This window comes from Streptomyces sp. NPDC079141 (genome assembly GCF_040686775.1).
In the GTDB taxonomy this organism is placed as follows: Bacteria; Actinomycetota; Actinomycetes; order Streptomycetales; family Streptomycetaceae; genus Streptomyces.
In genome coordinates, this window is the sequence record NZ_JBFBLP010000005.1 from 46,343 (window position 1) to 59,584 (window position 13,242).

The following is a 13,242-nucleotide window of genomic DNA, read 5'->3' on the forward strand; positions in this document are numbered from 1 at the left end:
TCGCATGTTCCCCGCGGGTGCGTGGGGCAGCGGTTACGCGCGGGCCGTCGTACGGCGGCGGGCGCGGCGGGGCGTCGTGCGGCCCGTGGCCAGCTCCGGGGCCCTCGCCGCGGGCGCGTGCAGTTCGTACGCCACCTCCAGGGCCAGCGCGAAGCTCGCCGGGTCGGTGTCGGCCACCGTGCGGGAAACCTGCTTGATCATGACGTACTCCTTGAGGGGATCAGCTCTGCGAGCCCGACCGCAGCGTCGCGAGGTCGGACTTGACGGTGTTGACCGGGATGGCGAAGCCGAGGCCGACGCTGCCGGCGTCGGAGGAGGTCGAAGCGGACGAGTACATCGCGGAGTTGATGCCGATGATGTTGCCGTTCATGTCGATCAGCGCGCCGCCGGAGTTGCCGGGGTTCAAGGACGCGTCCGTCTGGATCGCCTTGTACGTCGTCGTGGAGGAGCCGGTGTCGCCGTTGAACTCCTGGCCGCCGAACTCGAACGGCCAGCCGCCACCGCCCTGCTGCTGTTGCTGCTGGCCCTCGTCCGTGGAGACGGTGACATCGCGGTCGAGCGCCGAGACGATTCCGCTGGTCACGGTGCCGGTCAGGCCCTCGGGGGAGCCGATCGCCACGACCGTGTCGCCGACCTGCACACCGTCGGAGTTCCCGAGGCTGGCCGCCTTCAGGCCGGAGGCGTTCTCCAGCTTGATCAGCGCGAGGTCCTTGCTGCTGTCGGTGCCGACGACCTCGGCGGTGTACTCCTTGCCGTCGCTGGTCGTCACCTTGATCGAGGAGGCGCCGGAGATGACGTGGTTGTTGGTGATGATCTCGCCGTCACTGGTGATGATCACGCCGGAACCGGTGGACTCGCCGGAACTGGAGGTGGCGCTGATCTCGACGATGCTCGGGCTGACCGTCTCGGCGATGGCCGCGATGTCGCCCTTCTTGCTGGAGGGCAGCACGCTGGTGGTGGTGCTCGCGGTGACGGTGTCGCTGCCGGTCAGCTCCTGGACGGCGTACGCGGTGCCGCCGCCCACGGCCGCGGCGACGATCGCGACGGCGGCGAGGAGGGCGATGGGACCCCGGGTCCGCTTCTTCGGGGCGGCGGGGGCGGGCACGGGCTCCACGGTGACCGGCTCCGCGGGCTGGTACGCCGGCGGGGCAGGCCACTCGGAGTTCACGGGGGAGGAGGCGTACTGCTGCTGCTGGCCCTGGTACGGGTCCTCGTACTCGCCGCTGCGGCGGAAGCTCTCGGTCATGGAAATGAGCATGTCGCCCGACCATGAGAGCTTCCTGAGCACTTACTGAGAAGCCCGGCAGAACCTCGTATGCCCGTTATAAAGACGCTTCTCGCAAAGAAGCGGACACCTCTCAGAGAACGCTCAGACAAGGGCCCCGACAGGGGCGCGGGGAACGGCGCGAGAAACCACACGCAACAGTCAGCCGCGAAACGACAGAACCACCCGAGCTACTGGGCGCACCCGCACGACCGCCGGCTGACAAGCCGCGAAGGAAACACCTTCAACCGCTCCCGCCGCGACCCGGCAACCCGCAACCCGTCATCCAGCACCAGATCAACCGCGGCCCGAGCCATGGCAGACCGATCGCTCGCGATCGTGGTCAGCGGCGGATCCGCCAGCGCCGCCTCCTTGATGTCGTCGAACCCCGCCACCGCCAGCTCACCGGGAACGTCGATCCGCAGCTCACGCGCCGCGCGCAGCACACCGATGGCCTGGTCGTCGGTGGAGCAGAAGATCGCCGGGGGACGCCGGGGCCCGGCGAGAATGTCGAGCGCTATCCGGTACGCGTCGTACCGGTTGTACGGCGCCTCGAAGAGCCGCCCCTCGGTGGGGAGCCCGGCCTCGTCCATCGCGCGCCGCCAGCCCTCGACGTGGTCGGAGACCGGGTCGCCGACCGAGGGGGTCTCGGCCGTACCGCCCATACAGGCCACGTACTCGTAGCCGTGCTCCAGCAGATGCCGCACCGCGAGCTGCGCGCCGCCCAGGTCGTCCGTGACGACGGCGACGTCGTCGATCGCCTCGGGGCGCTCGTGCAGCAGCACCACGCGCGCGTCCCACGCCTCGATCTCCGCGGCGGCGAGGTCGTTCAGGGCGTGGCTGACGAGGATCAGCCCGGAGACCCGCATGCCGAGAAAGGCTCTCAGATAGTGGACCTCGCGCTCACCGATGTAGTCGGTGTTGCCGACGAGGACCATCTTTCCGCGCTCGGAGGCGGCCTGTTCGACCGCGTGCGCCATCTCGCCGAAGAAGGGCTGACGGGCGTCCGGGATGATCAGGCCTATGAGGTCCGTGCGCCGCGACGCCATCGCCTGGGCGACCCGGTCCGGCCGGTACCCCAGTTCCTTGATCGCGGCGAGGACACGCTCGCGCGTGGCCGGGGCGACCGGCCGGGGTCCGTTGTTGATGACATAGCTGACGACGGCAGTGGAGGTCCCTGCCAGCCGCGCCACATCATCCCGAGTCACCTTGGCCACGCGCGGAGTCTACGCGGATGGACCCGCTCTGGGCAGGGCGTACGGGAGCTTCCCTGTGCCCCGTCTGGGCGAGTCCTGTGATCGCCTAGGCGTCCGCGCTGACCTCGGTGGCGTCCAGAGCGGCCGTCTCGTCCGCATCTTCCGGCTTTGGCGGGTTCGCCTTGGCCCTCGCCTCGTCGGAGGAACGGTCGCCCTTCTCGGGAGTAACGAATCGATAACCGACGTTCCGGACGGTTCCGATCAGCGACTCGTGCTCGGGGCCGAGCTTGGCGCGCAGCCGTCGTACGTGCACGTCGACGGTGCGGGTACCGCCGAAGTAGTCGTAGCCCCAGACCTCCTGCAGCAGCTGGGCGCGGGTGAAGACGCGGCCCGGGTGCTGGGCGAGGTACTTCAGGAGCTCGAACTCCTTGAAGGTCAGGTCCAGGACCCGGCCCTTGAGCTTGGCGGAGTAGGTCGCCTCGTCCACCGACAGGTCGCCGTTGCGGATCTCCATCGGGGAGTCGTCGTTGACGATCTGCTGGCGGCCCATGGCCAGGCGCAGGCGCGCCTCGACCTCGGCGGGGCCGGCGGTGTCGAGGAGAACGTCGTCGATGCCCCAGTCGGCGGTGACGGCGGCGAGGCCGCCCTCGGTGACGACGAGGATGAGCGGACAGCCGGGTCCGGTGGAGCGCAGCAGCTGGCACAGGCTGCGCACCTGCGGCAGATCGCGGCGGCCGTCGATGAGGATGACGTCGGCACCGGGGGTGTCGACGAGGGCGGGGCCTTCCGCCGGTGCCACTCGCACGTTGTGCAGGAGCAGGCCGAGGGCCGGGAGTACCTCCGTCGACGGCTGGAGGGCATTGGTCAGGAGCAGCAGCGAACTCATACGTCTGGTTCCTCCTCGGTCCCTGCGAGGACGTTTGCGGCACAGCGGCGTAGCGGCACTGCGGTACTGCGTGTCTGCTCTGCGCTCCGGGCCCTGTACACCTGCGGTTTCCCGCGTCGTATACAACGCTTCCGAAAGCACAAAAGGACCCGGGGGCTTCACTGCCCGAGTCCTCTGCCCAGCAGAATAGCCCACATGAGGACTGGTCCGGCAGGTCATGCGACGCGTTCGACGGCTGTTCCGAACTCTGAGACGCACAGACGTACCCCTATCCGGACGTTTCTGTGCACGGACGACGGGGTGACGATCGATTCCGTATACGACCCGGGTGCGGCCGTATACGACGCCGGAGCGCCACCTCCCGGTGACCTGGTGTTCGTGATCGCGCACGGTTTCACGGGTGATGTCGACCGGCCGCACGTACGGCGGATCGCGACGGCGTTCGCGCAGTACGGGGCCGTGGTCACGTTCTCCTTCCGGGGCCACGGCCGGTCGGGCGGGCGGTCCACGGTGGGGGACCGGGAGGTGCTCGATCTGGCCGCCGCGGTGGCCTGGGCGCGCGAGCTCGGGCACGCGCGCGTGGCGACCGTCGGCTTCTCCATGGGCGGCTCGGTGGTGCTCCGGCACGCGGCGCTGTACGCCCCGCACGTTCCGGGGCGTGAAGGGCGCACGGATGCGCATTCGGACGCGGTGGTTTCGGTGAGTGCCCCCGCCCGCTGGTACTACCGGGGTACGGCCCCTATGCGCCGGCTCCACTGGCTGGTAACGCGCCCCGAGGGCCGGCTGGTGGGCCGCTACGGACTCCGTACCCGTATCCACCACCGGGAGTGGGACCCGGTTCCGCTGTCCCCGGTGGAGGCCGTGCCGCGGATCGCCCCGACGCCGCTGCTGATCGTGCACGGCGACCGCGACGGCTACTTCCCCGTCGACCACCCGAACATGCTGGCCGCCGCCGCGGGCGAGCACGGCGAGCTCTGGCTGGAGCCCGGCATGGGCCATGCCGAGCACGCGGCGGCCGACGACCTGCTGGCCCGTATCGGGGACTGGGCCGGGGCCCGGGCGGGCTAGCCTGGCGGTGTTCACCGTCAATCGATTGAGGATCCAGATGGCAAAGGTCACGGTGCGCTACTGGGCCGCCGCGAAGGCCGCGGCCGGGGTCGCCGAGGAGCCGTACGACGCGGCCACGCTCGCCGACGCGCTCGCCGCGGTGCGCGAGCGACACCCCGGGGAACTGACGCGCGTCCTGCAGCGATGCTCCTTCCTCATCGACGGTGACCCCGTGGGCACCCGCGGACATGAGACGGTACGGCTGGCCGACGGCGGCACGGTCGAGGTGCTCCCGCCGTTCGCAGGAGGGTGAGCGATGACGAACCAGCCGTACGAGCCGTATGAAGGCCAGCAGTACCAGCAGTACCAGCAGGGGTACGAGGGGTACGACCCGTACCAGCAGCAGTACCCGGCGCAGCAGGCCTGGCCCGGGCAGCAGCAGCCGTACGAGGACCCGCAGGCCGCCCAGCAGTACACCCAGCAGTGGCAGGGGCAGACCTGGGAGACGCAGATGCAGGCGCCGGTCGCGACGGCCGCGGACACGGCGTATCTGCCGCCGCAGGGGTACGACGCGGGCGCCTACGCGCCGCCGGCCCCTGAACCCCCTGCTTCCGATGACTACGGCCCCGCCACCCTCGGCGGCAACGCCCGTGTCACCGACGCCCAGCGCGCCCGGCTCGAAGGGCGTTCCCCGATCATCGAACCCGGCATGCAGCCGGCCGCGCTCACGGCGCTGCTGGGGCTGCTGCTGTCCGGGACGGCGGCGGTCGGCACGTACGCCCTGCTCGTCCCGCTGGTCGTCCTCCAGGCCGTCACCGCGGCCGGCTGGTTCCGGCTGAACGGCATGTGGCCGGCCCGGCAGGGCATCGCGCTGGCGTTCGCGGGCGCGCTGACGGCGGACGTGGCGCTGCTGGCGGCCGACCGCGCGCCCTCGGCGATCCTCGGCACCCTGGGCGTCTGGGTCCTGCTCACCCTCGTCCTCCAGCTCCGCTCCCACGCCGACCCCGACGAGCGCATGTACGGCCTGATGGCCACGGTCGCCTCGGCGGCGCTGGCCATCGTGGCGGCGGGCCACCTCGCGGCCGACGCGGACGCGGTGACCGTGGGCGCGGCGGCGGTCGCGGTCGCCGTCCTCGCCCGCGCGCTGCCCCTGCCGACGCCGGCCTCCGTGGTCGTCTCCCTGCTCGCTGCGGCGGGCGCGGGCATCGCGGTCGGCGGAATGACGGACCTGGGCACGAACGGCGCCCTGCTCGGCGCGGGCGCGGCGGTGTGCGCCCTGATCGGCCACCGGGTCGCCGGCTACGACTACCCGTCGAGGTTCGTCCACTTCACAGCAGGCGTGGCCCTGCCCCTCGCGGCGGCGGCACCGGCGGTGTACGTGCTGGGGCGGGCGCTGGGGTAGCAGGCCTACGCAGCCCGCGGGCACGCGTCCGGCCTGGGCCGGCGCCCGCCCGAGCAGGCGGTGCCGATGAAGCCGCTGATCCTGCGGGCATGCGTGCCGCCTGGGGCGGCCCCGCTGCCAAAGAGAGGCGGCACCCCGTAGCGCCGGGCTGCGCGACCCACCCCCACGGCACCCCAACGCACGGTGCCTAGCCAGCAGGGGGCGAGCGCACCCCCCTGTCACAGGTGATCGACAATTCCCCGGCCCCCGCACACCGCAGGGTTACGCTCCCCGAAGGCGGCCACCCGGTCGTCAGTGGCCGCCTAGGTGGGGGAACACCGGACATGCGCGCACTGCGGACAACTCTGATCGTCGTCGCCGTCCTCGGCGCCCTCTTCGTGCTCGCCGACCGTCTCGCCGTCGGCTTCGCCGAGGACGAGGCGGCGGACCGGCTGAAGACGACGGAGAACCTCGCGGCCACCCCCGACGTGTCCATCAAGGGCTTCCCCTTCCTCACCCAGGTCGTCAGCGGCGAGCTGGACGACGTCGAGGTCGGCATAGAGGACTACGAGGCCACCGCGGGCACCGACGGCGAGACGATCCGCATCGACGGGCTCAAGGCGAACATGAAGGGCGTCGAGTTCTCCGGCGACTACAGCTCCGCCACCGCGGCCACCGCCACCGGCACCGCCTCCATCACCTACGCCGAGCTGCTCAAGACCGCCAAGTCCGAGCCCACGGAGGTCGGTCCGGGCGTCACCGCCAGCGTCGTGGGCCTCTCCGACGGCGGCGACGGCAGGATCAGGGTCGCCGTCGAGGCCACCGTCCTCGGAGTGAAGCTGCCCAACCCGGTGTACGTGCTCAGCTCGGTGACGGCCGAGGGCGACACGGTCAAGGTGCACGCCGACTCGCTGCCCACCTTCGGCGGTGTCGAGATCGCCGAGTCCCGGGCCCGCGACATCACCGACTTCGAGCAGCAGATCGACGGGCTCCCCGGCGGCATCCAGCTGGACAAGGTCGAGGCCGCGAGGAACGGTGTCGAGATCACCGTGCAGGGTTCGAACGTCCGGCTCGCGGGGTAGTACGGCAGTCGGCCACGGCCGCCCGACACCCGGATGGACACCGGGTGTCCGAAAGACGAGACGCCGCCGTCCGCACCGTAGATGTGACGACGGAAACACCGGCCCGAAAGCCGTGCGGGGACGGCCCTGACGCCGATCCATTCCCACATCGCGGACGATCGCGTCTCAGAATGCGACACCCCGGTGACACGCCCGCCTGTCCATCCCTACGATCGACAACATGAAGCGACAGGCGGATCTCACGAAGCGGCGGGCAGTAGACCTGTGCCGCGTCGCCGCCATGCTCTGTCGCCCCTTCTGAGCGAAGAGCACCGACTCTCGCACTCCCCGCTGCCCTGCCCTGGGCATCCGTGCGCCGTCCGCAGCCGGACCGCGCCGACCTCTCACTTGCACACCTCGCCGCAACTGCCCCGGAGGAGAACGAGCATGAGCCGCAGCGACGTCCTGGTCGACGCCGACTGGGTCCAGGACAACCTGGACGACAGCAACATCGCGATCGTGGAGGTGGACGAGGACACGTCCGCCTACGAGAAGAACCACATCAAGAACGCGATCCGCATCGACTGGACCAAGGACCTGCAGGACCCGGTCCGCCGCGACTTCATCGACCAGGAGAGCTTCGAGAAGCTCCTGTCGGCGAAGGGCATCGCCAACGACACGCTGGTGATCCTGTACGGCGGCAACAACAACTGGTTCGCGTCCTACGCCTACTGGTACTTCAAGCTCTACGGCCACGAGAACGTCAAGCTCCTCGACGGCGGCCGCAAGAAGTGGGAGCTGGACGCCCGCGAGCTGGTCGACGGCACGGAGGTCCCGGAGCGCCCGGCGACCGAGTACAAGGCCAAGGCGCAGGACACCTCCATCCGCGCCTTCCGCGACGAGGTCGTGGCGGCCATCGGCTCGCAGAACCTCGTCGACGTCCGCTCGCCCGACGAGTTCTCCGGCAAGCTGCTCGCCCCGGCCCACCTGCCGCAGGAGCAGTCGCAGCGCCCGGGTCACGTCCCGACCGCCCGCAACATCCCGTGGTCGAAGAACGCCAACGACGACGGCACCTTCAAGTCGGACGACGCGCTCAAGGAGCTCTACGCCGACGAGCAGGTCGACCTGGCCAAGGACACCATCGCCTACTGCCGCATCGGCGAGCGCTCCGCGCTGACCTGGTTCGTCCTGCACGAGCTGCTGGGCGTGGAGAACGTCAAGAACTACGACGGCTCCTGGACCGAGTACGGCTCCCTCGTCGGCGTGCCGATCGAGCTCGGCGCCAACAAGTAAGCCCCCGACCTTCAAGACCTCAGGAGATTCATCATGTGTGGAGCGAAGGCCGGCGGCCCCGACGCCTCGACGATCAAGCCCGGTGAGACCACGATCCAGGGCCAGGTGACGAAGGACGGCGAGCCGGTGGTCGGATACGTCCGCCTGCTGGACTCGACCGGCGAGTTCACCGCGGAGGTCCCCACCTCCGCCACGGGCCAGTTCCGCTTCTACGCGGCCGAGGGCACCTGGACCGTCCGGGCGCTCGTCCCCGGCGCCACCGCGGACCGCACCGTCGTCGCCCAGCAGGGCGGCCTGGCGGAGGTCGCGATCGCCGTCTGACACGGCACCTCATGAACGGCTGAAGGGCCGCACCCTCCGGGTTGGACGCCAGGGGTGCGGCCCTTCAGCCATGCCCGGCCTACGCTGGACACATGTACGCACGGCGGCGTCATATCTACTTCGCCATGATGGGGACGTGCCTCACGCTCTTCGTCCTGGCCTGGGGCGTCGTGCGTCTGTGGTCCGTGCCGGTCGCCGTCGGCATGTGCGTGGTCGCGATGCTCATCCCGCCGCTCGCCGCGATGGTCGCCAACCGCCGGGGCCCCGACGACCGCTGGTGGGACGACCCGTCCGGCGACCCGAAGTCCGACGAGTGGTGGGACGAACTGGACGGCAAGAGGCGACGGCAGTAGGAAGACACCTATGGCGGCTACGAGGCTCTCCACCGTGGTGCTGGACGCGCCTGACGCGCGTGCGCTCGCCGACTTCTATCTGCGCCTGCTCGGGTACGTCGTGCGTGCCCAGGAGCGTGACTGGGTGCTCATCGGCCCGCCCGGCGGAGGCACCGGCCTGGCCTTCCAGACCGAGCCCGAGTACGTGCCGCCCGTCTGGCCCGCCCGGAAACCCGGCGACCAGCAGATGATGCTGCACCTGGACATCGAGGTCGACGACCTGGAGAGCGAGACGGCGCGGGCCATGGCCGAAGGGGCGCGGCTCGCCGAGTACCAGCCGCAGGACGACGTACGGGTGCTGTTCGACCCGGCGGGCCATCCGTTCTGCCTGTGGACGGACGCGTCTCAGTAGACGAGCGCCTGCGTCTCGTCCGCCAGGGACTCCTGGACGAAGACCTGGGCGCCCGCGATGCGGACGCCCTCGATGACGTCCTTCTCCGTGATGTCGCGGCGGGCCGCGCACTGGGTGCACAGGGTGAGCCGGCCGCCGGCCAGGATCGCGTCGAGCAGGTCGGGCAGCGGGGCGGCGTGGGGGAGTTCGAACTCGGCGGCGCGGCCCGGGAGGGCGAACCAGGCGGACTCGCCGGTCAGCCACAGGGACACCTCGACACCACTGGCCACGGCCACCGCGGCCACCGTGAACGCCTGCGAGCAGCGCTCGGGGGCGTCCGCCCCGGCCGTCACCTTGATCACGAGCTTCTTCGCCATGACTGAATCGTAATCAACTCCCCTGCAACCAAGAGCGTTGGCCATGGGTCTCCTGTGCGCGCGCATACGGAATGGGCGCTTCATGCTCTGTGGGGGGCGTTGTGGAAGTACCCGAAGTGCCCGAAGTGGCGGCGCCCGAGCCCGTACGGCCGCCGCGCCGCCGCGGCCGTACGGCGCTGCTGCTCACCGGCGCCGCCGTGCTCGGCCTGGTGGCCGGTACCTGCGTCGGCTACGTCGTCCAGGCCGACCGCGAGCCGACGAAGCTGCCGTCGCTGTCCCAGCCGGCGCTGAAGCAGGCGGAGGGCGAGGGGCCCGAGCCGCTGCCGGCCTCGCGCGACCGCAGGGTCGCCACCGACGGCGACCTGCGCAAGCTGCTGCTGAAGAAGCCGGCCGGGGCGGGGGAGGTCGACTGGCTGCCCGGGTACGGAGGCGACGACGGCTGGGTGGACCTGGCCGACTACGCCCGCACCTACGAGGACGCGGGGGACGCGTTCGGCCTGCTGGTCCGCGACGGGTTCCGCCGCTCCGCGTCCACCGGCTGGAAGACCGACGGCTACACCGTGGAGATCCGGCTCACGCAGTACCGGCAGGAGAGGAACCTCGGGGCCGCGAGCCGGGCCAAGAACTCCCAGTTCTGGGCGACCCACGACAGCGACGAGCGGGGCATGACCGTGTCCGAGGAGGGCGTCGACAGCTGGGGCATCCCCGGCACCGGCAACGGTCAGGCCTACGTCCACACTCGCCCCGAGGTCGAGCCGGGCTACGAGCCGCGGTACTTCGCGGAGGCCTACGCCTGGCGTGACGACATCGTGCTGGAGATCTGGGTCAGCGGCGCCGAGCCGGTCGCCAAGAAGACGATCCTGGGCCTGGCCGAGCGGCAGATGGAGCGGCTGTGAGCGAGATCGAGACCGGGGCCGAGAACCAGACCGGGGCCGGGACCGGGGCCGGAACCGGAACCGGGGCCGAGGGCCAGGGCGGGACCCAGGCCGGGACCGGGACCCAGGCCGAGGACCAGACCGAGACCGAGACTCAGGGCGAGACCCGGACCAAGACTGGGACCGGGACCCAGACCGAGGTCGAGGGCCAGGGCGAGACCCGGGCCGGCGTCGAGGACCAGGCCGAGGCGGCCGACGGCCAGGGCGGGACCCAGACCGAGGTTGAGGGTCAAGGCGGGACCCGGACCAAGACTGGGACCGGGACCCAGACCGGGGCTGAGGGCCAGGGCGAGACCCGGGCCGGCGTCGAGGACCAGGCCGAGGCGGCCGACGGCCAGGGCGGGACCCAGACCGAGGCCGGGGCCGAGGCCGGGGCCGACGACCAGACCGAAGTCCCGCCCGGCCCGCCCGCTCACAAGCCCCGCCGCCGCGGCCGTATCGCCGCCGTCGCCGGGTCGCTCCTGCTGGCCGGGGCCCTCGTCGCCGGGGTCGGCTACACCGTCGTCACCGTGCGGGACGCCGACCGGGACGCGGGCGCCCCCGTCTGGAAGCTCCCCGCCGACAAGTCCGGCGAGGCGAAGGGGGCAGCCGCCTCCGGGCTCGCCGGCATGCTCGTGCCGTACGGCACCGACGGCTGGACCAGGGGGCCGGACGTAGGCGAGTTCGGCTCCGACGCGGAGCTCAGCGGCGGCCGGGCCACCGCCCTGGAGAAGCAGTCGCTGCGCGAGCTGCCCCGCCCCCAGCGGCAAGAGCTGGAGAAGCAGATCGACAAGCAGCGGATCACCGGCATGGCGATACGCAGCTATGTCAGTGACTACGAGGGCGATGTCGCCGTCAACTTCGTGCTGGCCCAGATGGAGAACCGAGACGCCGTCCGCGACACCGCTACGTTCCGGACCGAGCTCTTCGACGCCTTCGACGTCTTCCGTGACGGTCCGAAGATCAAGGGCCACAAGAACGCCCGGTGCTACCTGTCCCCGGAGGGGGAGGGCGAGGACCTGGACTACCTGTTCTGCTCCGCCTACGAGGGCAACGTCCTGATCACCGCCAGCGCCTACGGTGTCGGCCCGCTTGCCAAGGAGGTCGCCATGCTGTTCACCGAGCAGCTCGACCGGATCACCGAGCCGGGGAAGGCGGTATGAGCGTGGACGAGCAGCAGACGCCCGTCGCGGTCCTGGACCACCCGGAGACCCCGGCCCCGGCGCCCAAGGACCGCCGGGTCCTGCGTGCCGTACTGCGCTGGACCGCCGCCGTCACCGTCTTCGCGGCGGTCGGGGCGTCGGCGGCGTACGGGATCACCCGGATGGAGCGGACGGACGTACCGGGTCTGGCGACCGCGTCGGACGGGCGCTGGGACTACCCGGTGCTCACCAAGCCGCCGCTGCCGTCGGGCAGCCCCGGGCCGTTTGCCGCGTCGAACGTGGCCGGCACCCACCACGCCGACCTGCGCGCCCTCGTCCTGCCCGCGCCCGAGGGCGCGACCGAGGACCGGGCCCTGCGCGGTGACGACGGCTGGCTGGCGACGAAGGACTTCCTGGCGGAGTTCCCCGCGAAGGCGGACCGCGACATCCTGCGGCAGGAGTTCGTCGAGAACGGTCTGCGGCACATCGCCGCCCGCGGCTGGACCACCCAGGACGGCACCCGGACCCGCGTCTACCTGCTGCGTTTCAGTACCGCCGAGGTCGTCGACGCGGTGCTCTACGGCACCTTCGCCCCCTACGGCGTCCCGGCCTACGGTGTGCGCGGCGCCGCGATCTCCGAGCTCGACGAGGCCATCGACGACATCCCCAAGCCCGCGAACGTCGAGAGGGCGGTGTTCGTGGAGGCCAAGCCCTACGGCGCCCAGCACGTCCGCCAGGCCTACCTCTCCGCCGGTGACGTCCTCGCCGTGATCGTCCAGTCCCGCAAGGGCGAAGCGCTCACCGTGCCCTTCCAGCAGACGGTCGTGCTGCAGAGCCAGCTGCTCGGCTGACCTCGGCACGTGGTGCGGGCCCCGGCCGCGTAAGCTGGGGCCCGGCCCGTGTACCCGCCCCGCTCATCAAGGAGCACCCCGTGGAGATCTTCTTCTCAGCCCTGCTGGTCCTGGTCTGCGTCGGCGTCCTCGCCTTCGCCGGGCTGACCGTGAAGAAGCTGTACCAGGGCCAGCGCTGACCCGTATCAAGGAAAACTGCCGCTCATGATCGAGATTCCGTCCGACCTCCACAAGGACCTCGTCCCCCTCGCCTTCCTGCTCGGCAACTGGGCGGGCGCGGGCGTGCACGACTTCCCCGGTGACGAGAAGTGCAACTTCGGCCAGGAGGTCAGCTTCACGCACGACGGCCGGGACTTCCTGGAGTACCAGTCCCACACCTGGGTGCTGGACAACGACGGGAACAAGGTCAGGGCCCTGGAGTCCGAACACGGCTTCTGGCGCATCGACGCCGACCGCAAGGTCGAGGTGACCATGGTCCGCCACGACGGCGTCGTGGAGATCTGGTACGGCGAGATGGCCGCCAAGAAGCCGCAGATCGACCTGGTGACGGACGCCGTGGCGCGTACCGCCGCCTCCGGACCGTACAGCGGTGGCAAGCGGCTCTACGGCTACGTCAAGAGCGACCTGATGTGGGTCGGCGAGAAGCAGACCCCCGAGGTCGAGCTGCGCCCGTACATGTCCGCGCATCTGAAGAAGGTCGTCACCCCGGAGGACGTCGAGCGCTGGGCCAAGGCCCTGCCCGACGACATGCCGGACGACGGGATCGCCTTCTTCAAGTAGTTCTAC

The 13,242-nt window shown here is 70.9% G+C and carries 18 protein-coding genes; 13 read left to right on the top strand and 5 right to left on the bottom strand.

What is annotated here, in order from left to right; translation table 11 throughout:
- Positions 1-33: 33 nt before the first annotated feature.
- The 4 genes from AB0Q90_RS16830 to AB0Q90_RS16845 all read right to left on the bottom strand — a co-directional run bounded on the left by AB0Q90_RS16830 (position 34) and on the right by AB0Q90_RS16845 (position 3,346).
- Positions 34-201 (bottom strand): hypothetical protein, encoded by a 168-nt coding sequence (locus tag AB0Q90_RS16830; RefSeq protein ID WP_363161380.1) that lies wholly within the window; start codon positions 199-201, stop codon positions 34-36.
- Between the two features lie 19 nt (positions 202-220).
- Positions 221-1,246 (bottom strand): trypsin-like peptidase domain-containing protein, encoded by a 1,026-nt coding sequence (locus AB0Q90_RS16835; protein ID WP_363161379.1) that lies wholly within the window; start codon positions 1,244-1,246, stop codon positions 221-223.
- A 209-nt stretch (positions 1,247-1,455) separates the two neighbouring features.
- On the bottom strand, positions 1,456-2,481 hold the full coding sequence (locus tag AB0Q90_RS16840) for a LacI family DNA-binding transcriptional regulator (protein WP_363161378.1): 1,026 nt from the start codon (positions 2,479-2,481) through the stop codon (positions 1,456-1,458).
- Positions 2,482-2,566: 85 nt separating this feature from the next.
- Positions 2,567-3,346 (bottom strand): response regulator transcription factor, encoded by a 780-nt coding sequence (locus tag AB0Q90_RS16845; protein ID WP_363161377.1) that lies wholly within the window; start codon positions 3,344-3,346, stop codon positions 2,567-2,569.
- Positions 3,347-3,541: 195 nt separating this feature from the next.
- On the opposite strand from AB0Q90_RS16845, the gene AB0Q90_RS16850 reads away from it, so the two are divergent.
- From AB0Q90_RS16850 to AB0Q90_RS16890, 9 genes are all read left to right on the top strand, one after another.
- Entirely contained in the window at positions 3,542-4,414 is an 873-nt protein-coding gene (locus AB0Q90_RS16850) for an alpha/beta fold hydrolase (RefSeq protein WP_363161376.1), read from the top strand.
- Positions 4,415-4,451: 37 nt separating this feature from the next.
- On the top strand, positions 4,452-4,706 hold the full coding sequence (locus AB0Q90_RS16855) for a MoaD/ThiS family protein (RefSeq protein WP_188289428.1): 255 nt from the start codon (positions 4,452-4,454) through the stop codon (positions 4,704-4,706).
- A 3-nt stretch (positions 4,707-4,709) separates the two neighbouring features.
- Positions 4,710-5,795 carry a hypothetical protein gene (locus AB0Q90_RS16860; protein ID WP_363161375.1) on the top strand — a complete coding sequence of 362 codons (1,086 nt, stop codon included), beginning with the start codon at positions 4,710-4,712 and terminating at the stop codon, positions 5,793-5,795.
- 323 nt (positions 5,796-6,118) lie between these two features.
- Complete coding sequence (locus AB0Q90_RS16865) at positions 6,119-6,856, top strand: DUF2993 domain-containing protein (RefSeq protein ID WP_363161374.1); 738 nt, start codon at positions 6,119-6,121, stop codon at positions 6,854-6,856.
- A gap of 220 nt (positions 6,857-7,076) precedes the next feature.
- Positions 7,077-7,157: an Ms5788A family Cys-rich leader peptide gene (locus AB0Q90_RS16870; protein WP_350751515.1), complete on the top strand. Its 81-nt coding sequence runs from the start codon at positions 7,077-7,079 to the stop codon at positions 7,155-7,157.
- A 125-nt stretch (positions 7,158-7,282) separates the two neighbouring features.
- On the top strand, positions 7,283-8,128 hold the full coding sequence (locus AB0Q90_RS16875; protein WP_363161373.1) for a sulfurtransferase: 846 nt from the start codon (positions 7,283-7,285) through the stop codon (positions 8,126-8,128).
- Positions 8,129-8,161: 33 nt separating this feature from the next.
- Positions 8,162-8,449: a DUF1416 domain-containing protein gene (locus AB0Q90_RS16880; protein ID WP_003991226.1), complete on the top strand. Its 288-nt coding sequence runs from the start codon at positions 8,162-8,164 to the stop codon at positions 8,447-8,449.
- Positions 8,450-8,541: 92 nt separating this feature from the next.
- Complete coding sequence (locus tag AB0Q90_RS16885) at positions 8,542-8,802, top strand: DUF3099 domain-containing protein (protein WP_363161372.1); 261 nt, start codon at positions 8,542-8,544, stop codon at positions 8,800-8,802.
- Between the two features lie 10 nt (positions 8,803-8,812).
- Positions 8,813-9,193, top strand: coding sequence for a VOC family protein (locus AB0Q90_RS16890; protein WP_363161371.1), 381 nt, complete (start codon positions 8,813-8,815; stop codon positions 9,191-9,193).
- On the opposite strand, the gene AB0Q90_RS16895 is transcribed toward AB0Q90_RS16890, so the two are convergent.
- A complete protein-coding gene (locus AB0Q90_RS16895; RefSeq protein ID WP_363161370.1) occupies positions 9,187-9,549 on the bottom strand; it encodes a DsrE family protein in 363 nt (120 codons plus the stop codon). The genes AB0Q90_RS16890 and AB0Q90_RS16895 overlap by 7 nt on opposite strands.
- Positions 9,550-9,650: 101 nt before the next feature.
- Between AB0Q90_RS16895 and AB0Q90_RS16900 the strand changes: the two genes are divergently transcribed.
- The 4 genes from AB0Q90_RS16900 to AB0Q90_RS16915 all read left to right on the top strand — a co-directional run bounded on the left by AB0Q90_RS16900 (position 9,651) and on the right by AB0Q90_RS16915 (position 13,236).
- Positions 9,651-10,445, top strand: a complete 795-nt coding sequence (locus AB0Q90_RS16900) for a hypothetical protein (RefSeq protein ID WP_363161369.1) — start codon at positions 9,651-9,653, stop codon at positions 10,443-10,445.
- Positions 10,442-11,626, top strand: coding sequence for a hypothetical protein (locus AB0Q90_RS16905; RefSeq protein WP_363161368.1), 1,185 nt, complete (start codon positions 10,442-10,444; stop codon positions 11,624-11,626). The genes AB0Q90_RS16900 and AB0Q90_RS16905 overlap by 4 nt, the downstream gene beginning before the upstream one ends.
- A complete protein-coding gene (locus tag AB0Q90_RS16910) occupies positions 11,623-12,456 on the top strand; it encodes a hypothetical protein (protein WP_363161367.1) in 834 nt (277 codons plus the stop codon). Before AB0Q90_RS16905 ends, AB0Q90_RS16910 begins: the two co-directional genes overlap by 4 nt.
- A 204-nt stretch (positions 12,457-12,660) precedes the next feature.
- Positions 12,661-13,236, top strand: coding sequence for an FABP family protein (locus AB0Q90_RS16915; protein ID WP_363161366.1), 576 nt, complete (start codon positions 12,661-12,663; stop codon positions 13,234-13,236).
- The last annotated feature ends 6 nt before the right edge of the window (positions 13,237-13,242 follow it).